A 21055-nucleotide genomic window follows, 5' to 3' on the forward strand; every position below is an offset into this window, starting at 1 on the left:
TGAACCGCTGTGTCGGTGCTCACGTTTCCCCCGGTCAGGGGCGGCGGAGGTCCTTCACCCGGCGGAGCTTGCCGACCGAACGCTCCAGCGTCCCGGGGTCGACGACGGCCACCTCGACGGTGATGCCGACACCGTCCTTCACCCCCCGGCCGATCGCCCGCGCGGCGGCCTCGCGCTGTTCGGGGCCGGCGTCCGGGCGGGCCTCGACACGGACGGCCATGTGGTCCATGCGCCCGCGCTCGGTGAGCTGGATCTGGAAGTGCGGCGCCACACCGGGGGTGCGCAGCACGATCTCCTCGATCTGGGTGGGGAAGACGTTCACCCCGCGCAGGATGATCATGTCGTCGCAGCGGCCGGTGACCTTCTGCATCCGGCGGAAGGCGGGCCGGGCGGTCCCGGGCAGCAGCCGGGACAGATCGCGGGTGCGGTAGCGGACGACGGGGAGCGCCTCCTTGGTGAGCGAGGTGAAGACGATCTCTCCCTCCTCACCCTCGGCCAGCACCGCGTCCGTGAGCGGGTCGACCACCTCGGGGTAGAAGTGGTCCTCCCACACGTGCAGTCCGTCCTTGGTCTCCACGCACTCCTGCGCCACGCCCGGCCCGATCACCTCGGACAGGCCGTAGATGTCGACGGCGTGGATGTCCATGCGCTCCTCGATCTCGCGGCGCATCTCCTCGGTCCAGGGCTCGGCGCCGAAGATGCCCACCTCCAGGGAGCTGGTGCGCGGATCGATGCCCTGCCGCTCGAACTCGTCGAGCAGGGTGAGCATGTAGGACGGGGTCACCATGATGATCTCGGGCCGGAAGTCCTGGATGATCTGCACCTGCCGGGCCGTCATGCCGCCGGAGGCGGGGATCACGGTGCACCCGGCGCGCTCGGCACCGTAGTGCGCGCCCAGGCCGCCGGTGAACAGGCCGTAACCGTACGAGATGTGGACCTTGTGGCCCGGACGGCCGCCGGCGGCCCGGATCGAGCGGGCGATGACGTCCGCCCACATGGACAGGTCGCCGTCCGTGTACCCGACGACGGTGGGGCGGCCGGTGGTGCCGCTGGAGGCGTGGACGCGCCGCACCTCGGACATCGGGACGGCGAACATGCCGAAGGGGTAGGTGTCCCGCAGGTCGGCCTTGGTGGTGAAGGGGAACCGCGACAGGTCCGCCAGGCTGCGGCAGTCGTCGGGCTTCACCCCGGCCGCGTCGAACTTCTTCCGGTACAGCTCCACGTTCTCGTAGGCGTGCCGCAGGGTCGCGCGCAGACGGTCGAGCTGGAGTTCGCGCAGCTGCCCGCCGGTCAGACGCTCGCCGTCGTCCAGCAGGTCCTGGGGGAGGGGGTGCCCGACACGTGGGGCGGTGGCCGTGGTGGCCGTCGGTCCGCCGGTCGTCGGTTCGCTGCTCATCGCGACTCCTTCGTCGTGCCCGGCGTCCCGTCCGCAGCCGGATCCGCCGCCGTGTCCTTCGTCGAGCCCCGGACGCTGCGACTGCGCCCGCGGAACTCCGCGATCACTTCCTCGCCGCGCCGCACGGTCACGTCGTAGACGCCGCTGCGGCCGTACCGCGTGCGTTCCTCGGCCCTCGCCACGAGCACGTCGCCCTCGCGCGCCGGGGCGACGAACACGATGTCGGCGCCGGCGGCGACGGTCACGGGGCCGTGGCTGTTGCAGGCGCAGGCGAAGGCGGTGTCCGCGAGCAGGAACAGGAAGCCGCCGTGGGCGATCCGGTGTCCGTTCACCATCGCGGGGGTCACGGTCATGCGGAGCACGGCCGTCCCCTCCCCGTGCTCCAACAGCTCGATGCCGAGGCGACGGGACGCCTCGTCCGCGGCGAACATCACCTCCGCCGGCGTCGTCGTCCCAGCGGCCTGTGCCACGCCATCCACCACCTTGTGTCCCGACCGACCATTCGGTTACCGTGCGGCACGGCCCAGTAATCCAGCCGCATCGCGGCCTGTCAAGAGGCGGACGCCCGCCCCGCGTCGCGGGCCGGGGAGGCGGCCGGCCCCGGGGCTTGCCCGGCCCGGGGAAACACGTCAGACTGATACCGAACGAATGGTCGGTAGGGGAAGCTGGTATCGATGACCACGACACACGCCGCCGAGGCGCCGCCCCCCGAGGGGCTGCAGGAGCACTTCGACGCGACGATCGCGCGCGACCAGCGGATCGAGCCGCGCGACTGGATGCCGGACGGCTACCGCAGGACGCTGATCCGGCAGGTCGCCCAGCACGCGCACTCGGAGATCATCGGCATGCAGCCCGAGGGCGAGTGGATCACCCGGGCGCCGTCACTGCGCCGCAAGGCGATCCTGTTCGCCAAGGTGCAGGACGAGGCCGGGCACGGGCTCTACCTGTACTCGGCGGCCGAGACGCTCGGCGCCGACCGGGCCGACCTCACCGAGCGGCTGATCGAGGGCCGGCAGAAGTACTCGTCGATCTTCAACTACCCGACCCTCAGCTTCGCCGACGTCGGCGTGATCGGCTGGTTCGTGGACGGCGCGGCGATCTGCAACCAGGTGCCGCTGTGCCGCAGCTCCTACGGGCCGTACGCGCGCGCCATGGTGCGCATCTGCAAGGAGGAGTCCTTCCACCAGCGCCAGGGCTACGAACTGCTGATGACGATGATGCGCGGCACCGACGCCCAGCGCGAGATGGTGCAGGACGCGGTGAACCGCTGGTGGTGGCCGTCGCTGATGATGTTCGGCCCGCCCGACGACGCCTCGCCCAACTCGGCGCAGTCGATGGCCTGGAAGATCAAGCGGCACAGCAACGACGAACTGCGCCGGCGCTTCGTCGACATGACCGTCCCCCAGGCCGAGAAGCTCGGCGTCACCCTGCCCGACCCCGAACTGCGCTGGAACGAGGAGACCGGGCACCACGACTTCGGCACCCCCGACTGGGACGAGCTGATGCGGGTCATCAAGGGCGACGGCCCGTGCAACGCCCGGCGCATGGAGCGGCGGCGCACCGCCCACGAGGAGGGCGCCTGGGTCCGCGAGGCGGCCACCGCCCACGCGGCCAAGCAGGCCGCCCGTACGCAGAAGGGAGCGGCGGCATGACCCCCGCGAAGCAGGACTGGCCGCTGTACGAGGTGTTCGTGCGCGGAAAGCGCGGCCTCAACCACGTCCACGTCGGCTCGCTGCACGCCGCCGACGACGCGATGGCGCTCACCCACGCCCGCGACCTCTACACCCGGCGCAACGAGGGCGTCAGCATCTGGGTGGTGCGCTCCGAGCACATCGCCGCCTCCACCCGCGACGAGAAGGACCCCTTCTTCGCCCCCAGCGCCGACAAGGTCTACCGCCACCCGACCTTCTACGACATCCCCGACGACGTCCCCCACATCTAGGAGCAGGGCATGAGCGACGACCACGTCTACATGACCCTCGCCGAGGGACACGAGGACGACACCCGCTGGGCCTACGGCACCGGTTTCGAGGACCCGCTGCACGGCGTGGACACCACCGTGCCCGAGGGCGTCGACGCCGACGAGCTGGCCGCCCAGTGCGTGGCGCTCGCCGACGACGCCCTGGTCTCGGCCCAGCGGCTCGCCGAGTGGGTCACCCGCGCCCCCGAGCTGGAGGAGGAGGTGGCGCTGGCCAACATCGGCCTCGACCTCCTCGGCCAGGCCCGCCTGCTCTACGCGCGGGCCGGCCAGGCCGACGGCACCGGCCGCGACGAGGACGCCTACGCCTACTTCCGTGACCCGGACGACTTCCGCAACGTGCGCCTGGCCGAACTGCCGCGCGGCGACTTCGCGTTCGCCGTCGTCCGGCTGCTGGTGCTCTCCGCCTGGCGGCTCGCGCACTTCGAGCGGCTCGTGACCCACCCCGACCCGGTCCTCGCGGCGGTAGCGGCCAAGGGCGTCAAGGAACTGACGTACCACCGGCAGTACGCGGCCGAGTGGGCGGTACGCCTCGGCGACGGCACGGACGAGTCCCACCGCAGGATGCGCACGGCACTGGAGCAGGTCGCCCCCTACCTCGGCGAGCTGCACACCGCGTACGACGTGCGCGACGAGCTCACCGGCGTCCTGCGCCAGGTCACCGAGGCGGCCGGACTGCCCATGCCCGTGTACCGGCCGCTGCCCGGCTCCGGCCGCGACGGCGAGCACACCGAACACCTCGCGCCCCTGCTCGCGGAGTTGCAGAGCGTGGCCCGAGCCCACCCGGAGGCGACGTGGTGACCACCCGGCCGGACGCCCGGCACGCCCGGCGCATCGCCGAGCGGGTACCGGACCCCGAGCTGCCCATGCTGACCCTCGCCGACCTCGGTGTCCTGCGCGACGTCGAGACGACCGAGGACGGCACGGTGGTCGCGAGTCTGACCCCCACCTACTCCGGGTGCCCCGCCATGGCCGAGATGCGGGCGGACGTCGCCGCGCGGCTGCGGGAGGCGGGGTACGCGCGGGTGGAGATCCGCACGGTGCTCAGCCCTCCCTGGACCAGCGACTGGATCACCGAGTCCGGCCGCCGCAAGCTCGCCGAGCACGGCATCGCCCCGCCCGGTGCCGCTCCCCGCGGTCCGGTCCCCCTCGTGCTGTCGCCCACCCGGCGCACGGTGCCCTGCCCCCGCTGCGGTGCGGCGGACACCGAGGAGACCTCCCGTTTCGCCGCCACGTCCTGCAAGGCGCTGTGGCGCTGCCGGGCCTGCCGCGAACCGTTCGAGTACGTCAAGGAGATCTGATGGCCCCGACCGCCCCCGCCTCGGCCGTCCCGGCACGCGTCCGCCGCCGCCCGGCCTTCCACCGCCTGCGCGTCGCCTCCGTCCAGCGGCTGTGCGCGGACGCGGTGGCCGTCGGCTTCGACATCCCCGAGGAACTGGCCGCGGAGTTCGCCTTCGCGCCGGGGCAGTCGCTCACGCTGCGGCGCGAGATCGACGGCCGCGACGAGCGCCGCTCCTACTCGATCTGCTCGCCGGCCGGCTCCTCGCCGCGCATCGGGGTCCGCGTGGTGCCGGGCGGCCTGTTCTCGTCGTGGCTCGTCAACGACGTGCGGCCCGGCGACACGGTCGAGGTGATGGCCCCCACCGGCCTGTTCACCCCCGACCTGACCGCTCCCGGCCACCATGTGCTCGTCGCGGCGGGTTCGGGCATCACGCCCATGCTGTCCATCGCCGAGTCGGTGCTGGCCGCCGACGACCGCTCCACCGTCACCCTCTTCTACGGCAACCGCCGCACCGACACGGTGATGTTCGCCGACGAACTGGCCGACCTCAAGGACCTGCACCCCGCCCGCTTCCAGCTCGCCCACGTGCTCTCCCGCGAGCCCCGGGAGGCCGAGGTGCTCTCCGGCCGCCTGGACGCCGAACGGCTCACGGCGCTCATCGACGCCCTGGTCGACGTGCCGGACGCCGACCACTGGTGGCTGTGCGGCCCGCACGGCATGGTCCTCGACGCCCAGCGGGTCCTGACCGGTCTCGGCGTGCCCGCGGACCGCGTCCACCGGGAGCTGTTCTTCGCCGACGACGAGCCGGTGCGCGAGGCGCGCCACGAGGAGGCCGGACCCGAGGGCCCGGTCAGCGAGGTCACCGTCGTCCTGGACGGCCGGTCCACGACGGCCTCCCTGTCCTGGGGGCGGAGCGTCCTCGACGGCGCCCAGCAGACCCGGCCCGACCTGCCGTTCGCCTGCAAGGGCGGCGTCTGCGGCACCTGCCGCGCCCTGGTCACCGACGGCAAGGCCGACATGCGGCGCAACTACGCCCTCGAACCCGCCGAGGTCGACGCCGGCTACGTCCTGACCTGCCAGTCCTACCCGGCGTCCGACACGCTGACCGTCGACTACGACAGCTGACGCGACGTCGCGGCACCGTGCAGTCCGGTCTCTTCCAGCACCGCCCGGATCACGTGCCGGGCGGTGCGCGCCATCGCCGGATTGCTCTCCCGGTAGTACGGCAGCGCGATCAGCGCCTGGGAGAGCGTCCGCCCCCGGCCGCGCCGCCAGGTCGCCTCGTCCACGCCGAGCGCCTCGCGGAACACCTCCCTCGCACCGGCCGGCAGCAGATTCCACGCCGGGAACAGGTCGCAGGCCGGATCGCCCACACCCGCACAACCGAAGTCGATCACCGAGGAGAGCCTGCCGGCCTCGACCAGCAGGTTGCCCGGCATCAGATCGGCGTGCAGCCACACCGGCGGCGCGTCCCAGGCCGGCGCGCGCAGCGCGTCGTCCCAGACGGCGGTCACGGCATCGCAGTCGACGCCCTCCTGGGGAACGCGGCGCAGCTCCTCGACCGCCGCCCGGGTCGGCGCGTCGAGGGAGGCGAGCGGCCCCCCGCGGTACGCCGGCGGTGCCCCGGGCAGGGTGACCCCGCGCATCGCCGCCACGAACCCGGCCAGATCCCCGGCCAGACCCACCGGATCGTTCAGCGCCCCCTCCTCGGGGATCTCGCCGGGCAGCCACCGGTACACCGACCAGGGCCACGGGTACCCCTCGGCGGGCTCCCCCGCGCCCACCACCTCGGGGACGGACGCGGGCAGCAGGGGAGCGAGGCGGGGCAGCCAGCGGCGCTCGGCCACCACGTCCGCGGCCCCGCCCTCCACCAGCGGCAGCCGCACGACCAACCCGTCGCCCAGCCGGTACATGGCGTTGACCGTCCCGCCGGACGGATACCGTCGCACCGGCAGGCCGGACCACCGGGGGAACCGGGCGGCGACGAGGCGCCGCACGAGGTCGTCGTCGACGGGGTGCGTGCCGGGACGCGCCTGACCTGAACTCATGGACGCCATCCGATCGCCGGACGCCGAAGCGCGTCAAACGCTTTCCCGCCCGGCGGCCCGGAGAGTCCCTCAGACGCCGAACTCCGCGGGAGACAGCCCCAGCGCGGTGCACGCCTCACGCACCGCGTACTGTTCGGCCGGTTCGAAGACCCCGTCCGCGCCGGCGACGACCATGCCGGTCTGGACGACCGCCCGGGCCTCCGCGGGCTTCCTGGCGGCCTTGGCGATCACCTGCAACGCCTCGGCCCTGCCCGCCTCGAAGTCGCCCAGGAGCCGGTCCACGTGCTGGTTGAACCGCTGCCGGAGCTGGTCCGCCGGGAAGTTCTGCAGGACCTCGTTGGAGACGATGAGCTCCTCCACCCGCTGCCGCTCCGCCGGTTCGACCCGTCCGTCGGCCGCCGCCACCAGCGCGCACATGGCCATGCTCGCGTCCCGGTAGGCGCCGCTCTTGAGCTCCGTCTTAACCGACGCGAGCTGGGACTTGAACAACCCGATCAACTGGGCCTTGGAGCCACCGGAGGACGACGAGCCCGGCCGGCCGGACGGCTGCTGCCCCGGCCCGTGCCCGCCCGTTCCCCGCGCGCCCTGGGACTGCTGGAACGTCCTGGCCTGGTCCTTGATCCGGTCCCACATCGCCACTCGTGCCACCTCGGCTTCTGCTGTCGCGTGTCCGTCGTGGGCCGTGATCGCGTCACGCCACGACCCGTCAGGTCGAACGCTCCCGGGCCGGGAGCGGTTCCCGAATCGTAAAGGAAAAGCAAAGCCACCTGGGGGACGGAGCCCGGCCGGGCTCGGAGAAGTCTGCGCGGGCGCCCGTAGTAGGCTCCGCAGCCACGGGTGCCGGAAGGGGACGGAGGGCATCGACACCTACGGCGACGTGGTGGTACCACGGCCGGTGATCTGCGGGGGAGCGTGACGCATGGCTCGGCTGAGGATGCCCGGGACCCCCCGCGCCACGGCGGTCCGCCGCCCGGCGGGGGACACCGGGCAGGGCGGTCCGCCGCCCGGCGACGCCCCTCGGGGAAGGGCGTGGTCGCGGGAGGTCGGCTGGTTCGTCGTCATCGGCATCGTGTCGACCGTCGGTCAGGCGCTGGTGTACTGGCTGCTGCGCACCTGGTGGCCCCCGGTCGTCGCCAACCTCGTCTCCCTGCTGGTCCTGACCGTGCTCAACACCGAGGCCAACCGGCGCCTGACGTTCCGGCACGCCCCCGTGCGACCCGCCCGGGCCCATCTGGGCGCCGGGGGCCTCTTCCTGCTCGGCTACCTGGTGACGTCCGGTGCCGTGCTGTGGCTCAGGCACGCGGACCCGGGGGCGTCACCGGCCGCGGAGGCCGTCGTCCTGACCGGCACGTCGGTCGTGGTCACCGCCGTGCGCTTCGCCGTCCTGCGACTGGCCGTCTTCCGTGGCCGCCGGCCCTGACGCGTCCCCTCCGTCGGGTCCCGAACCGCCTTCGCGGCCGGTGCCCGCCACCTCCCCCCCCCCGGCATGCGTCCTCCGGGCGACTGCGTTAGAGTCGTCCCAGGTCGTCCAGCCACCACACGGCGGATGTCCGCGCGTTGGTCGTCTAAGGCAAGACGTCCCGCTTCCTGCGGGGAAATGCAGGTGCAAGGCCTGCCCGGCGCTCCGTATCGAACCCCCGTCCCCGGTCTCCCGGGGGCGGGGGTTTCGCGTGCGTCCGCTCAGAAGACGATCCCGGCGGCGACCGGCAGGTGGTCGCTTCCGGTGGCGGGCAGGGCGCGGATGTGCCGGACCGTCGCCGAACGGGCCATGACCTGGTCGATCCTGACGAGCGGGAAGCCGGCCGGGAAACTGAAGGCGAGTCCTCGCTCCGCGGTGTTCAGACGGGTGGTCAGCGGGCGCAGTCCACGGTCGTCCACCGTGCTGTTGAGGTCGCCCAGCACGAGCACCTTCTCCCGTTCCTCGCCGTCGACGGCCTCGCCCAGCAGGCGGGCGCTCTCGTCGCGCCACGACGACGCGAGTCCGCTCGCCCGCACGCGCACCGACGGCAAGTGGGCGACGTACGCGGCGATCTCGCCGTGCGGCGTGTGGACCACCGCCCGCAGCCCGCGGTCCCAGGCCTCCGTGATCCCGCGCGGTCTGATGTCCACCGGCCCGGCCCCGGTCAGCGGATGCCTCGACCAGAGCCCGACGGTGCCCTGGACCGCGTGGTACGGATACCGGGCGGCGAGGGTCCTCTCGTACACCGGCAGCGCCCGGGGCACCAGCTCCTCCAGCGCGATGAGATCGGGGCCGGCGCCGGCCAGGGCGCGGGCCGTGCCGGCGGGGTCGGGGTTCTCGTCGCTGACGTTGTGCTGCACCACGACCAGGTCGTCACCGCCGCCCGGTGCCGCGGGCAGCAGCAGTCCGCCGAAGTGGTGCGTCCAAACGGCGACCGGCAGCAGCACGGCCACCAGCGCGAGGGCCGAACGGCGCAGCAGCGCCAGGCCGAGCAGCACCACGACCACCAGGCCGAGCCACGGCAGGAACGTCTCCAGCAGGCTGCCCGCCCGCCCGACGGAGTTGGGCACCGCCCCCGGGAAAGCCAGCAGGACCGCGGCCGGTACCGCCGACGCGGCCACCACCAGGTCCCCCGTCCGGGCCGGCGGGAACGCGGCGGCGGAGGGCGGACGGCGGCCGGTCGCGGGAATCACGGCTTGCGGGCGAGGCCGCCGTGCTCACCGATGGGAGCGGGGGAGGGGTCGTCGGGACGCCAGAGGGTGACCGGCACGACGCCGGGCTCCACGAGCTCCAGACCGTCGAAGAAGGCCGTGATCTCCTCCACGGTGCGCAGCACGTACGGCGCGGCTCCGCTCTCGTTGTAGGCGTCCTGCGCCTGTTCGAAGTCCGGGTCGACGCCCCGTGAACCGTCGTTGACGGACAGGTAGCTGCCCGGGGGCAGGGCGTCCATCAGCCGGGTGACGACGGAGCGCGCCACGTCGTGGTCGGGGATGTGGCCCAGGATGTTGCTCAGCACGAGCGCGACGGGGCGGTCGAGGTCGAGCGTGTCCGCGGCCGCCGCCACGATGCGGTCCGGATCGAGCACGTCCGAGTCGATGTAGGCCGTCGCCCCCTCGGGGGTGGAGGTGAGCAGGGCGCGGGCGTGCGCCAGGACCATCGGGTCGTTGTCGGCGTAGACGATCCGGCACTCCGGGGCGATCCGCTGGGCGACCTCGTGGGTGTTGTCCGCGGTGGGCAGGCCCGTCCCGACGTCCAGGAACTGGCGGATGCCGGCCTCGGCGACCAGATGGGTGATGTTGCGGCGCAGGAAGGCGCGGCTGCTGCGGGCGATGGTGACGATGCCGGGGAAGACGGCGGTGTAGGCGTCGCCGGCCTGTTCGTCCACGGGGTAGTTGTCCTTGCCGCCCAGCCAGTAGTTCCAGATCCGGGCCGAGTGCGGCACCGAGGTGTCGATCTTCTGGTGCGCGGGTCCGGGCGTCGTCGCAGGGTCGCTCATGGGGAAGGTCCGTCTCTCGGCCGAGGCGTGAACTGTTCCGTCACAACCTACGTCCCAACGTTCCCTCCTCGTACGGGGGTTCGCGCACCGCTTTGCGCGGGGTGCACGCCGTGGAGGCCGGCCGAAGGGAATGTACGTTCGTACATTCGACATGTAGGCTCCGCGCATGACTGTTGATGTCCTGTGCCCGCCCGGCCCGGTCGAACGGAGGGCCCGCGCAGCCGTAGCCGCGCTGTTCTTCACCAACGGGGCCCTGTTCGCCAACCTGTTGCCCCGGTACCCGCAGATCAAGGCGGACCTCGGCATCGGCAACACCGCCTACGGGCTGGCGGTCGCGGCGTTCCCGGCGGGCGCCATCGGGGCCGGCCTGGCGGCGGGAGCGGTGATCCGCCGCCTCGGCTCGGCGCGCGCGGCGGCGGCCGGCACGCTGCTGACCGGCGCGGGAGTCCTCGCCGCCGGCCTGGCCGACTCCGTGGTGATGCTGGCGGCCGCGCTGTTCCTGGCCGGAGCCATGGACGCCGTCACCGACGTCGCGCAGAACGCCCACGGGCTGCGGGTCCAGCGGCGCTACGGACGCTCCATCATCAACTCCCTGCACGCCGTCTGGTCCGTCGGCGCCGTCACCGGCGGCTGCATGGCGGCCGCGGCGATCGCGCTCGGCCTGTCGCTCGGGCAGCACCTGGCGATCTCGGCGGCGCTGTTCGCGGTCGTCGCCTGCGGCGCCCTGCGGTACTGCCTGCCCGGTCCCGACACCGAACCGGACGCGGAACCCGGTGCCCGCGGTCCCGGACGGGGCCCGGGGCGGACGTCGCGGCGCACCGTCCGCGTGCTGGCGGCGCTCGTCCTCATCGCCACCGCCGGGACCCTCGTCGAGGACGCGGGCAACTCCTGGGCCGCGCTCTACCTCGCGGGCCCACTGCACGCGTCGGTGACACTGGCCGCGTCCGGCTACATCGCGCTGGTGGGGGCCCAGTTCGTCGGCCGCCTCGTCGGCGACCGGCTCGTCGACCGCTTCGGGCAGCGCGCCGTGGCCCGCACCGGCGGTCTCGTCGCCGCGCTCGGCATGGGCCTGGCGCTGGCCGTGCCCACGGTGCCCGGGACGATCCTCGGCTTCGCGGCTGCCGGGCTCGGAGTGGCGACACTGGTGCCCGCCGCGATGCACGAGGCCGACGAACTGCCGGGCCTGGGGCCCGGTTCGGGACTGACGGTCGTCTCCTGGCTCATGCGTCTGGGATTCCTGCTCTCGCCGCCCGTCGTCGGACTGGTCGCCGACGCGGCCGGCCTCCGGGCGGGTCTGCTCGTGGTGCCCCTCGCCGGGGTGGCCGTGCTCCTCACCGCCCACGTGCTGCGGCCCCGCCAGTGCTGACCGGACACCGGGACGGGGCGGGATCCACGGCACCGCCGGAATGCGGGACGTCCGCCGATCCGAGGTGTACGGTCGTACGCATGGCGACGGACCACTTCGCACAGGACCCCCGCACCAACCTCGAACGCATGCTGGCGGGCGACCTCTACATCGCCGACGATCCCGAGATCGCCCGACGGCAGCAACTGGCCGTGCGGCTGGCCGCCCGCTACCAGGCCGCCTACGCCGAGGACGTCGACGCCGCCCGGCCGGTCCTCGCCGAACTGCTCGGCTTCCTGGGCGAGGAGGCACACGTCAGGCCACCGCTGTACGTCGACTACGGAAGCAACATCACCATCGGGGCCCGCACCTTCGTCAACTACAACCTGACCGCACTCGACGTCGCGGCGATCACCATCGGAGAGGACTGCCAGATCGGGCCCGGCGTGCAGCTGCTCACGCCCACCCATCCGCTGGAGCCGCGGCCCCGGCGCGACAAGCTGGAGGCCGCCCGGCCGATCACCGTCGGGGACAACGTCTGGCTCGGCGGGGGCGCCGTGGTCCTGCCCGGCGTCACCATCGGCGACGACTCCGTCGTCGGCGCCGGCGCCGTCGTCACCAAGGACGTCCCCGCCGGTGTCGTCGCCGTCGGCAACCCCGCGCGCCCGGTCCGTGACCTCTGAGATCCTTCCGCCATGGCTACCGGACACGCGGACCCCCAGCGCCGTGAACGCATTCTCGACGCGGCCCTGGACCTCATCGCCGAAGAGGGCCTCGCCCAGGTCTCCCACCGGAAGATCGCCGCACGCGCCGGTGTCCCGCTGGGGTCGATGACCTACCACTTCAGCGGCATGGACCAGGTGCTCCGGGAAGCGTTCGGCCGCTTCACCGACCACATCGTCGCCGTGTTCGACGCCCACCTCGCCGCCCCGGCCGACCGCGACCAGGCCCGGCGGGCGGTGACCGACCTCGTGCACGCCCTCTCCGAGGGGAGCCCCCGCGACCTCGTGCTCACCCAGGAGCTCTACACCCTCGCGGCGCGCCGGCCCGCCTACCGGGAGCTCACCCACGAGTGGATGCGGCGCAGCCGCATCCACCTGGAGAAGCACTTCGACCCGGACACCGCCCGCCAGCTCGACGCCCTCATCGAGGGCCTGTCGCTCCACCGCGCCCTGGCCCGCACGCCGCACGACCGGGCCCTGACCCTCGAAGCCGTCACCCGCATCACCACCGCCGGCCGGTCCGCCGAAAGCGCCGACGTGCAGTGCTGAGCCGCGAACGGGGTACGGGGACGCCGAGAAGCGTCCGCTTTATGGTGGTTCGATGCGAACCGTTCCCAGATGGGTCTTGTTCACGTCGGGGTGCGCACCGCTCCTGCTGACCGGAGGGTGGGCGATCGCGGCGTCGCTGACGGGTCCCGCCTACGACCCGTCCACCCAGACGATCAGCGTCCTGGGCTCCCACGGGGCATCGGGGTTCTGGGTGATGAACGGGGCGTTCCTGGCACTGGGGCTCTGCCATCTGCTGACCGCGTGGGGACTGCGGGCGGCCTCGGCCGCCGGCCGGGCGGCGCTCGCCGGGGGCGGGCTGGCGGCGTTCGCGGTGGTGCTGCTGCCGGCGCCGGGCAGCGGGGGCTCCCTGCGCCACGGCACGGTGGCCGTGGTCGGGTTCACGCTGCTGGCGCTGTGGCCGGTCCTGGCCGTCGACGGCGACGGGGACGCCCCCTGGGCCCTGCGGCCCGTGCCGTCGGTCACGGCGACCGTCCTGATGGCCGTCGGCGGTGCGTGGTTCCTGTTCGAGATGACGCGGCACGGTGCGGCCGGTGTGGCCGAACGGGTGGTGACGTTCGCGCAGTCCCTGTGGCCCTTCGTGGTGGTCACGTCCTGCCTGTCGTGTCCGGGGGGACGTGAAGGGGGCGGGCGGAACCGGTAGGACGGGCGGTGCCGGCGCCGCGACCGGACGCCGGCGGCCGCCGGGGCACACGGAGGACGGGGCCGCTCCCCGTCCGCCGCTCAGGAAGCGGCGGACGCCGTACCGTCGCCGCCGGGCTCCCCCGTGGGCCGGAACTCCACGGCGACGACACCGTCGACGCGCCGGCAGAGTTCCTCCAGCACGGAGACGGACACGTGCCGGGGGAGACCGCCGCTCAGGACGACGTGCCCGTGCGTCACGTCCACCTGCACGGAGGAGGGCGGCAGGCCGAGCGTCCGCACCAGGGCCTCCTCGATGATCTCGGTCCGGATCGCCCGGTCATTGCGCAGGAAGACCCGCAGCAGGTCGCTCCTGCTGACCACCCCGATCAGCCGCCCGTCCTCGTCGACCACCAGGAGCCGCTTGATGCCGTGCCGCGCCATCACGCGGGCGGCCTCGACGACACTCCAGTCCTCGCGCGCGCAGACGGCGGGCGACGTCATCAGCCCCGCCGCGTCGGTGGCGGAGGCCTTGGCCCCGACGGGCGCGGTCCCCGCCCCGAGCCCCGCGGACCCGTCCGGCTCCCCGCCCCACATCTTCTCCAGGAGGTCCGCCTCCGACACCACCCCGACGGGCCGGTCAGCCGCGTCCACCACGGGCACCGCGGTGATGTCGTAGTCCTGCAGCAGGTGGGCGATCTCCTTGAACGGTGTTCCGCCCTGCACACGGACCACGGCGTCGCTCATCACATCGCCCACCCTCTGGTGCTTCATCACCGGACTTCCTCTCCGCTGCCGGACCGCGTCGACCGGCATCCGACCTTCTCACCACCTGAAACGCCCCGCGAGCCGCGAGCGTGCCCCTGTCCGCCGACAGCGCACACGGGCGGTGGCCGGAAAGGCCGGTTCCCGAGAAGCGCCGGCGGCCGGGCCGCCCCTGCCGTCACGCCGTGAACGCCGTCGGCTCCGTCACCCCGGAAGGGGCCGGCACCGCGGCCGCCGCCCGTTTCCACGTCGCCGCCCTCGGACCGGGCCCGTCGCGGGTGCGGCTGCGCGGCTCCGAGGCGCCCACGACCGGCTTCCGCGGTTTCACCCTCCCGCTCGTGGTGTCCCGGGGCCGGGCGACGTCGGGCTGTCCCCGTACAAGCGCCGCGCGCCGGCCAAGGGCGCGGGCGTCCCCGCCGAAGGCACGGGATCGCACCGGCTCCTGCTCTCCTCCGCACCACCGGCCCGTTCACCGACCCGGACGGTTTCGTCCGGGAAGCCGCCGACCGCCGCCGGCCACGGTGGCCCGGAGGGCCCGGGGCGGGCCGACGGGGGAGCCCCCGGGTCTGCCACACTCGCGGGATGATCGTCAGACTTGCGGGGGAGGACGACTTTCCCGCGTTCCTCGACCTCGCCGCCCAGGTGGAGCACTGGTTCGGTCCGATGGTCGACGAGCCCGGTTTCCACGACGCCGTCGAGGAGCACCTGCGCCGGTCCATGGCGTTGGCCGCCACCGGGCCGTCGGGCCAGGTCCTCGGCGGGCTGCTGTTCGGGGTGCGGGGACCCGTCCACCACGTCCACTGGCTCGTCGTCTCGGAACGCGCGCGGGGGCTGGGCGCCGGACGTGAACTGATGACGGACGCCGTGCGGAGGTTCGTGCGGGGACCGGGCACCGTGGAGGTGGTGACCTTCGGGGCCGATCACCCGGGAGCCGTGACGAGCGGGGCGCGCGCCTTCTACGAGCGCCTCGGCTTCACCCCGGCCGAGGCCGCCGATCCTGGCCCGGAGGGCGGCTCCCGGCAGGTCTACCGCCGCGTGGTCTCCGGTCCCGGAGACGCCTTTCCATGACGGAGGGCCCTCCTCGCCGTGACGGGGAGTCCTCCGCCGGGCATTGCCCGCCGGAGGGCCGGGGACGAGCCTTTGCCCGCGTGTGCCGCAGGGCCGCGCGCAACGCCACCGCCACCAGTGCCGCGCCGTCCGGCCCGCGCACGCCGCGGCCGGTCAGGGCGGCGGCAGCGTCACCTCGCACCACACCGACTTGCCGGTGCCCCGCGACTCGACCCCCCAGGCGGACGCCAGTTCCTCGACCAGCACCATTCCGCGGCCGGACGTCGAACGCTCGGTCGCGGCCCGGCGCCGCGGCGAGACCGGTGACGCGTCGGTGACGGCCAGCCGCACGGCGGGGCCCCGGCCGGGCACCGGCGAGACCGTGAGGGTCGCGTCGCCCCGGGCGTGCAGCAGGGCGTTGGTGGCCAGTTCGCAGGCGAGCAGCTCCGCCGTCTCCGACAGGGGCCCCAGCGACCAGTCGGTCAGCGCCTTGCGCAGGGCCAGCCGGGCCGTGTGCAGCGAGTCGGGGTCGACCGACCTGATGGCGACCTCCAGCAGCTCGGTGTCCTCGGGCACGCGGCGGTTGCGCCGGATGACCAGCAGCGCCACGTCGTCCTCCTCCCCCGTGTAGGCGCTCATGGAGCTCAGCACGTGGTCGGCGAGGCTCTCCGGCTCCACGGGCCCCGCGGTGAGAGCGCCGAGCAGCCTGTCGCGGCCCTCGTCGATGTCGGCGGCGCGCGACTCGACGAGCCCGTCCGTGCACAGCAGGAGCGTGGAACCGGCGCCCAGCACCGTCTCGGCGGCGGGGTGGAGGGGCTGCGACCCCGGGGACGACAGACCGAGCGGAAGGCCGCCGGGGACGTCCAGCCACGTACAGGTGCCGTCCGGACCCCGCAGCACGGGCCCCAGGTGGCCGGCCCGGACGATCACGGTGCGTCCGGTGCGCGGGTCGATCTGCACGAGCAGGCAGGTGGCGAAACGGTCGGTGTCCAGCTCGGTGAGGAAGGCGGAGGCACGCGCGACGACCGTCGTCGGAGGGTGGCCCTCGGCCGCGTACGCCCGCAGGGCGATGCGCAGCTGGCCCATCACGGCGGCGGCCGTCACGTCGTGGCCCTGCACGTCGCCGACGACGGCGACGATCCGGCCGTCCGGAAGCGTGAGCGCGTCGTACCAGTCGCCGCCGATCCCGCCGCGGGCGCTCGCCGGACGGTAACGGGTGGCGGTGACCAGCCCGGGAGTCGGCGGCATGTGGCCGGGAAGCATCGCGGTCTGCAGCCCGGCGGCCAGCTCGTGCTCCCTGTCGTACAGCAGGGCCCGCTGCAACGACTGGGCGACCACCTTGCCCAGGGCGTTCAGGACCGTCCGCTCGTCCTGCGTGAACGATTCCTTGCCGTCGAAGGTGAGGCCGAGGGCGCCGATCGGGGTGTCGTGCGCGATCAACGGCTGGTACACGGCGGCCGTCGCCCTGGAGAACATCTTCAGGTACGGCAGCAGCGCCGGGTAGCGCTCGGTCAGCTCCGCGCGGTCGGTGACGAAGACGGGCTCGCGGGTGCGCACCGCCTCCGTGAGCGGCAGCGGCTGGTCCAGCCGGGACAGGTGGAAGTCCCGGACGAGCCGCCGGCTCAGACCGTTCGAGCCGATCAGCTCCATCCGGCCGCCGTCGACCAGCCCCAGGACGATGCTCGAGGCGCCCAGCCGCTCCAGCAGCCGGGTCGAGGTGAGGGCGTCCGCCACGTCGTCCACCGTGACCGTGGGCATGAGCGCGTCGCTGATGTGGGCGACGATGTCGGCCTGCCGGCGCCGGTCCTGCCTGGCCCGCCGCAGCTGTTCGGTCTGGTCGATGGCCCGCAGCTCGTGGCTGGCGTCCCGCACGATGCCGATGACCTGGAGGGGACGCCGCTGGGCGTCGCAGACGACGTGCCCCTGGGTGTGCGTCCAGCGCAGCCAGCCGCCGGGATGCCGGACGCGGAAGTAGAGACTGAACCCGGACCGGTCCTGCAGGGCCCGGTCCACGCGCTCCTGCACCGCGGGCAGCTCCGCCGGGAGCATGCGTTCACCGAGCGTGCTCAGCCGGCCGTCGAACTCGCCCGGACGGAAGCCCATCACGGCGAGGGCGGCGTCGTCGTAGTGCATCACCCCGCAGGGCACGTCCCAGGTGAAACTGCCCATGCCGTTGACGGCGAGAGCCACATGCGCGGCGGCCCGCCGGTCGCCTCGCGCGGAGGGATCGCCGCGTCGGCCCCCGGAGTGCTCCATCGCTGCCTCCCGGCAGGTCGCGTCGCATCGGTGCGCCCCGTCCTGAGGCGGCCGAACGCCACCGAGCCGGCATGTCCTGCTCCCATTCTGCGCGCCCGCGGTCCGCGGCGCGCGTCCGCGGCCGCCGGGGACGGCGCCCGGAGAACCGCGATCCCCAGCGGCCGTTCACCCGCGTCGAGGCGCCGGGTCGTGCCGGAGCCCAGGTCCACGACGGTGATGCCGTTCCAGTAGCCGTCACGGGTGAAGCCGCCCGTGACGTAGGCGCTGCGGCCGTCGCGCGACACGGCGACCGCCTCGTGGGGGCCGTCGAGGGGGATCACCTTCTCCCGCCCCCGCGCGGTGCGCACCGTCAGCGAGGGGCCCTCGTCCCGCGCCGGGTCGATCGCCCCGGTGCCGACGACGAGCAGGGTGCCGTCGGGGGTGAGGGTCACCCCGTGCTGGTGGGTGTCGGCGGTCATCCTCTCGACGCGCGACGCGCCCGTCACCGGGTCGACGACGACCAGACGCTCCCCCTCGAACGGCAGCAGCAGCCTCCCGTCCGACCCGCGTACGGCGGCGTAGTGCGGCTTGAGCCAGGAACCGAGCCCGCCCTCGGTGCCGTAGGGGGCGACCTCGATGCGCCGGGTCCGCAGCGACCGGGCCGTCACGACGGTGACGTCGAAGGAGTCGTGGTTCGTCACGTACACCTCGCGGCCGTCGCGCGAGACGTCGACGTCGAAGGGGCGGCGGCCCACCCCGGCGGAGCCCGTGACCTCCAGGCCGCGGGTGTCGATCACCTCCAGGGCGCCGTCGCCGCCGGGCCGGTTGACGCCGACGTACACCCGGCGGCCGTCGGGGGAGAGGGCGATCCCCATGCCGCCGCCCCGGTACTCGCCGTGCGCCGGCTCCCCGAGGCCGTCCGACGCGTAGGGGATGCGCGCGAGCCGTCGCCGGGTGCCGGTGTCGACGACGGCGACCCCTTCGGCGGTGGCGACCCAGGCCCGTCCGTCGCGGCCGACGACGAGTCCGTACGGTGCGGTGCCGACCTCCACGGAGTCGAACGCGCCCCGGTCCGGATCGACGAAGGTGACGGTGTCGGAGCCGAAGTCGGCGACGAGCAGCGTACCGGCCGGGGTCCGCACGGGCGGCGCGGACGGCGCGGGGGCCCCGGCGGTGCCGGGTGCCGCCGTGTCCGCCCGTGACGCGGCGGGAGCGGCGGTGCCGGCCGCGTCGTGCCGGGGAGCGGCGCACCCGCCGCCGAGGGCGACGGCCGCGGCGAGCGCGGTGAGCACGGCGGCCCGCCTCACCGGACGGCCCTCAGCAGCGCGGCGATCTCCGTGAAACCGCGCCGTTCGGCGTGCCGGAGCGGGGTCACCCCGTCGCCGTCCGGCAGGTCCGGGGTGGCGCCGGCGGTGATCAGCAGTTCCACGATCTCCTGGTGCGCCGCCCCGCCGTCGCCGAGGATCACCGCCTCCAGCAGGGCGGTCCAGCCGAGCCTGTTGACGTGGTCGACGTCGATGTCCGTCTCGCGGAGCACGGCACGGACGTAGTCCACGTGGCCCCGCTCGCTCGCCGGGATGAGGGAGACGCCGCCGAAGCGGTTCACCACCGACAGGTCGGGGCCGGCCGGCAGCAGGGTCCGCATCATGGCGACGCTGCCGGTGACGCCGGTGACCAGCCAGGGACTGTCGAGGCGGTCGTCCTGCGCGTCGGGATCGGCACCCGCGGCGACCAGCACCTCGGCGGCTGCCACATGGTCGCCGAGCACGGACAGCAGCAGCGGGGTGCGGCCGCACCCGTCGCGGGCCTCCACCGCGGCGCCGGCGCCCAGGGCGGCCTTCACGGCCCCGGCGTCACCGCGCTCCGCGGCGTCCAGGAGGGCGCGGTCGGGATCGTTCATCGTGACACTCCTCGCGTTCCCGGGGACGGTCGCCGCACCGGCGGCCCCTCGTCCGGGGCCGGTCCACCGCCGCCCCGCTCGACGTCCATCCTGACCTCCTCGCCCGGCGGCCGGGGTCGTCCGATCGGACGACCCCGGCCGGTCGCCCCGCGGCCCCGCGCCTCGACGGGCGCGACGGCCGGAGGGCCGACCGCACCGTGAGACGAGGTGGCGGGCGGGAATGACAGGACGAAAGCCTTCGTTGGCACCTGTCATGCCCGACTCTTCCGCGCGGCCCGCGGTGCCCCGCATGCCACTCGCCGTCCACATCCTCGGCCTGTCCGTGTTCGCCCTCGGCACCAGCGAGTTCATGCTCTCCGGGCTGCTGCCGCCCATCGCCGACGACATGGACGTGTCCATCCCCCAGGCGGGACTGCTGATATCGGCGTTCGCGATCGGCATGGTGATCGGCGCCCCCCTGCTCGCGGTCGCGACGCTGCGGCTGCCGCGGAAGACCACCCTGGTCGCCCTGATCTCGGTCTTCGGCCTCGGTCAGGTCGCGGGCGCGCTGGCACCGACGTACGAGGTCCTCTTCGTCTCACGCGTCGTCAGTGCCCTGGCGTGCGCGGGCTTCTGGGCGGTGGGCGCGGCCGTGGCCATCGCGATGGTGCCGCAGACCTCGCGGGCCCGCGCGATGGCGGTGATGATCGGCGGACTGTCGATCGCGAACGTCCTCGGCGTCCCGGCGGGCGCGTTCCTCGGCGAGCACCTGGGATGGCGTTCCGCGTTCTGGGCCGTGGGCGCGGCGTCCGCGATCGCCCTCGTCGGAGTGGCGACGAGGATCCCCCGCATCCCGCTGCCCGAGCGGCGGCCCGGGCTCAAGGGCGAAACGGCGATCTACCGTGACCGCCAGGTGTGGCTCTCCATCGCGGTGACCGCCCTCGCGGCGGGCGGCGTGTTCTGCGCCTTCTCCTACCTCGCGCCGCTGCTCACCGACGTGGCCGGCCTGGCGGACGGCTGGGTGCCGACCGTGCTGGCACTGTTCGGCATCGGCGCGCTGGTCGGCACGACGATCGGCGGACGGGTCGCCGACGCCCACCTGTTCGGCGTGCTGCTCTCCGGCACCACCGCCTCGACCGTGCTGCTGGCCGCTCTGGCACTGTTCGCCTCCAGCCCCGCCGTCGCGATCACCCTGTCGTTCCTGCTGGGCGTCTCCGCGTTCTACACCGCCCCGGCGCTCAACGCCCGCATGTTCAACGTGGCGGGCGCCGCGCCCACGCTCGCCGGCGCGACGACGACCGCCGCGTTCAACCTCGGCAACACCGGCGGCCCCTGGCTCGGCGGCACGGTGATCGACGCGGGCCTCGGCTTCTCCTCCACGGCCTGGGCCGGCGCGGCGATGACGGCGGTCGCGATCGGCCTCGTCGCCGTCTCGCTGCGTCTGCACAGCCGTTCCCGCATCGTGGCGGGGAGCCTCGCCACGGAACCCGCGGACACGGACCACGCCCAGCGGGTGTGACGTCCGGCCGTCCGGGAAGGTCCGCCCGCCCCGCGCCGTGGAGTGCGGGCGCGCAGCGCGTCCGGCCCGCGCGGCGCACCGACGCCGGGCCGGGCCGGCGCCGCGTCCGGCCACGGCAGCGGCGGCCACGGGCCGGCGTCCTCCCCGCGCGTCGCCGAGGTGCCGCAGGGGCTCGGTCCGGCCGATCCGGACCTGG

General features: G+C 74.0%; 21 protein-coding genes and 1 pseudogene. 12 read left to right on the plus strand and 10 right to left on the minus strand.

Annotated features, from left to right (window positions below):
* Window positions 1-34 precede the first annotated feature (34 nt).
* Together paaK and paaI are read right to left on the minus strand one after the other, a co-directional pair.
* A complete protein-coding gene (gene paaK / locus ACZ4V6_RS04485; RefSeq protein WP_467822437.1) occupies window positions 35-1396 on the minus strand; it encodes a phenylacetate--CoA ligase PaaK in 1362 nt (453 codons plus the stop codon).
* Window positions 1393-1827 carry a hydroxyphenylacetyl-CoA thioesterase PaaI gene (gene paaI, locus ACZ4V6_RS04490; protein WP_467823125.1) on the minus strand — a complete coding sequence of 145 codons (435 nt, stop codon included), beginning with the start codon at window positions 1825-1827 and terminating at the stop codon, window positions 1393-1395. Before paaI ends, paaK begins: the two co-directional genes overlap by 4 nt.
* 243 nt (window positions 1828-2070) lie before the next feature.
* Between paaI and paaA the strand changes: the two genes are divergently transcribed.
* From paaA to paaE, 5 genes are read left to right on the plus strand one after another with little or no spacing between them, the layout of a single operon-like run.
* Complete coding sequence (paaA, locus tag ACZ4V6_RS04495; RefSeq protein ID WP_467822439.1) at window positions 2071-3048, plus strand: 1,2-phenylacetyl-CoA epoxidase subunit PaaA; 978 nt, start codon at window positions 2071-2073, stop codon at window positions 3046-3048.
* A complete protein-coding gene (paaB, locus tag ACZ4V6_RS04500) occupies window positions 3045-3338 on the plus strand; it encodes a 1,2-phenylacetyl-CoA epoxidase subunit PaaB (protein WP_356556211.1) in 294 nt (97 codons plus the stop codon). The genes paaA and paaB overlap by 4 nt, the downstream gene beginning before the upstream one ends.
* A gap of 9 nt (window positions 3339-3347) precedes the next feature.
* Complete coding sequence (gene paaC / locus ACZ4V6_RS04505) at window positions 3348-4175, plus strand: 1,2-phenylacetyl-CoA epoxidase subunit PaaC (RefSeq protein WP_467822441.1); 828 nt, start codon at window positions 3348-3350, stop codon at window positions 4173-4175.
* Window positions 4169-4675 (plus strand): 1,2-phenylacetyl-CoA epoxidase subunit PaaD, encoded by a 507-nt coding sequence (paaD, locus tag ACZ4V6_RS04510; RefSeq protein ID WP_467822442.1) that lies wholly within the window; start codon window positions 4169-4171, stop codon window positions 4673-4675. Before paaC ends, paaD begins: the two co-directional genes overlap by 7 nt.
* Complete coding sequence (gene paaE / locus ACZ4V6_RS04515) at window positions 4675-5781, plus strand: 1,2-phenylacetyl-CoA epoxidase subunit PaaE (protein WP_467822444.1); 1107 nt, start codon at window positions 4675-4677, stop codon at window positions 5779-5781. The genes paaD and paaE overlap by 1 nt, the downstream gene beginning before the upstream one ends.
* Here paaE and ACZ4V6_RS04520 read toward each other — a convergent pair.
* Window positions 5769-6704: an aminoglycoside phosphotransferase family protein gene (locus ACZ4V6_RS04520; protein ID WP_467822445.1), complete on the minus strand. Its 936-nt coding sequence runs from the start codon at window positions 6702-6704 to the stop codon at window positions 5769-5771. The two genes, paaE and ACZ4V6_RS04520, sit on opposite strands and share 13 nt — an antisense overlap.
* A 69-nt stretch (window positions 6705-6773) precedes the next feature.
* Window positions 6774-7343, minus strand: coding sequence for a tellurite resistance TerB family protein (locus ACZ4V6_RS04525; protein WP_467823127.1), 570 nt, complete (start codon window positions 7341-7343; stop codon window positions 6774-6776).
* Between the two features lie 280 nt (window positions 7344-7623).
* Between ACZ4V6_RS04525 and ACZ4V6_RS04530 the strand changes: the two genes are divergently transcribed.
* Complete coding sequence (locus ACZ4V6_RS04530; protein ID WP_467822446.1) at window positions 7624-8124, plus strand: GtrA family protein; 501 nt, start codon at window positions 7624-7626, stop codon at window positions 8122-8124.
* Window positions 8125-8384: 260 nt separating this feature from the next.
* On the opposite strand, the gene ACZ4V6_RS04535 is transcribed toward ACZ4V6_RS04530, so the two are convergent.
* Both ACZ4V6_RS04535 and ACZ4V6_RS04540 read right to left on the minus strand, forming a co-directional pair.
* Window positions 8385-9287: an endonuclease/exonuclease/phosphatase family protein gene (locus ACZ4V6_RS04535; RefSeq protein WP_467823129.1), complete on the minus strand. Its 903-nt coding sequence runs from the start codon at window positions 9285-9287 to the stop codon at window positions 8385-8387.
* 65 nt (window positions 9288-9352) lie between these two features.
* Entirely contained in the window at window positions 9353-10159 is an 807-nt protein-coding gene (locus tag ACZ4V6_RS04540) for an SAM-dependent methyltransferase (protein ID WP_467822448.1), read from the minus strand.
* Window positions 10160-10325: 166 nt separating this feature from the next.
* Here ACZ4V6_RS04540 and ACZ4V6_RS04545 point away from each other — a divergent pair, with 166 nt between their 5' ends.
* From ACZ4V6_RS04545 to ACZ4V6_RS04560, 4 genes are all read left to right on the plus strand, one after another.
* A complete protein-coding gene (locus tag ACZ4V6_RS04545) occupies window positions 10326-11525 on the plus strand; it encodes an MFS transporter (protein WP_467822450.1) in 1200 nt (399 codons plus the stop codon).
* An 80-nt stretch (window positions 11526-11605) separates the two neighbouring features.
* A complete protein-coding gene (locus ACZ4V6_RS04550; RefSeq protein ID WP_467822451.1) occupies window positions 11606-12187 on the plus strand; it encodes a sugar O-acetyltransferase in 582 nt (193 codons plus the stop codon).
* A gap of 12 nt (window positions 12188-12199) precedes the next feature.
* Entirely contained in the window at window positions 12200-12775 is a 576-nt protein-coding gene (locus tag ACZ4V6_RS04555) for a TetR/AcrR family transcriptional regulator (RefSeq protein ID WP_467822453.1), read from the plus strand.
* 52 nt (window positions 12776-12827) lie between these two features.
* Window positions 12828-13436 (plus strand): DUF998 domain-containing protein, encoded by a 609-nt coding sequence (locus tag ACZ4V6_RS04560; RefSeq protein WP_467822455.1) that lies wholly within the window; start codon window positions 12828-12830, stop codon window positions 13434-13436.
* 80 nt (window positions 13437-13516) lie between these two features.
* Here ACZ4V6_RS04560 and ACZ4V6_RS04565 read toward each other — a convergent pair whose 3' ends face one another.
* Complete coding sequence (locus ACZ4V6_RS04565; RefSeq protein ID WP_467822456.1) at window positions 13517-14188, minus strand: CBS domain-containing protein; 672 nt, start codon at window positions 14186-14188, stop codon at window positions 13517-13519.
* Between the two features lie 573 nt (window positions 14189-14761).
* On the opposite strand from ACZ4V6_RS04565, the gene ACZ4V6_RS04570 reads away from it, so the two are divergent.
* Window positions 14762-15247 (plus strand): GNAT family N-acetyltransferase, encoded by a 486-nt coding sequence (locus ACZ4V6_RS04570; protein WP_467822458.1) that lies wholly within the window; start codon window positions 14762-14764, stop codon window positions 15245-15247.
* Window positions 15248-15400: 153 nt separating this feature from the next.
* On the opposite strand, the gene ACZ4V6_RS04575 is transcribed toward ACZ4V6_RS04570, so the two are convergent.
* The 3 genes and pseudogenes from ACZ4V6_RS04575 to ACZ4V6_RS04585 form a co-directional block, all read right to left on the minus strand.
* A complete protein-coding gene (locus tag ACZ4V6_RS04575; protein WP_467822459.1) occupies window positions 15401-17482 on the minus strand; it encodes a SpoIIE family protein phosphatase in 2082 nt (693 codons plus the stop codon).
* 140 nt (window positions 17483-17622) lie between these two features.
* A pseudogene (locus ACZ4V6_RS04580) lies at window positions 17623-18768 on the minus strand (YncE family protein); the annotation flags it as partial.
* On the minus strand, window positions 18765-19361 hold the full coding sequence (locus ACZ4V6_RS04585) for an ankyrin repeat domain-containing protein (protein WP_467822461.1): 597 nt from the start codon (window positions 19359-19361) through the stop codon (window positions 18765-18767). The pseudogene ACZ4V6_RS04580 and the gene ACZ4V6_RS04585, both read right to left, overlap by 4 nt.
* A gap of 289 nt (window positions 19362-19650) precedes the next feature.
* Between ACZ4V6_RS04585 and ACZ4V6_RS04590 the strand changes: the two genes are divergently transcribed.
* Window positions 19651-20859, plus strand: a complete 1209-nt coding sequence (locus tag ACZ4V6_RS04590) for a Cmx/CmrA family chloramphenicol efflux MFS transporter (RefSeq protein ID WP_467822463.1) — start codon at window positions 19651-19653, stop codon at window positions 20857-20859.
* Window positions 20860-21055: the final 196 nt, after the last annotated feature.

It is taken from the genome of Streptomyces sp. NPDC029152 (assembly GCF_055564355.1).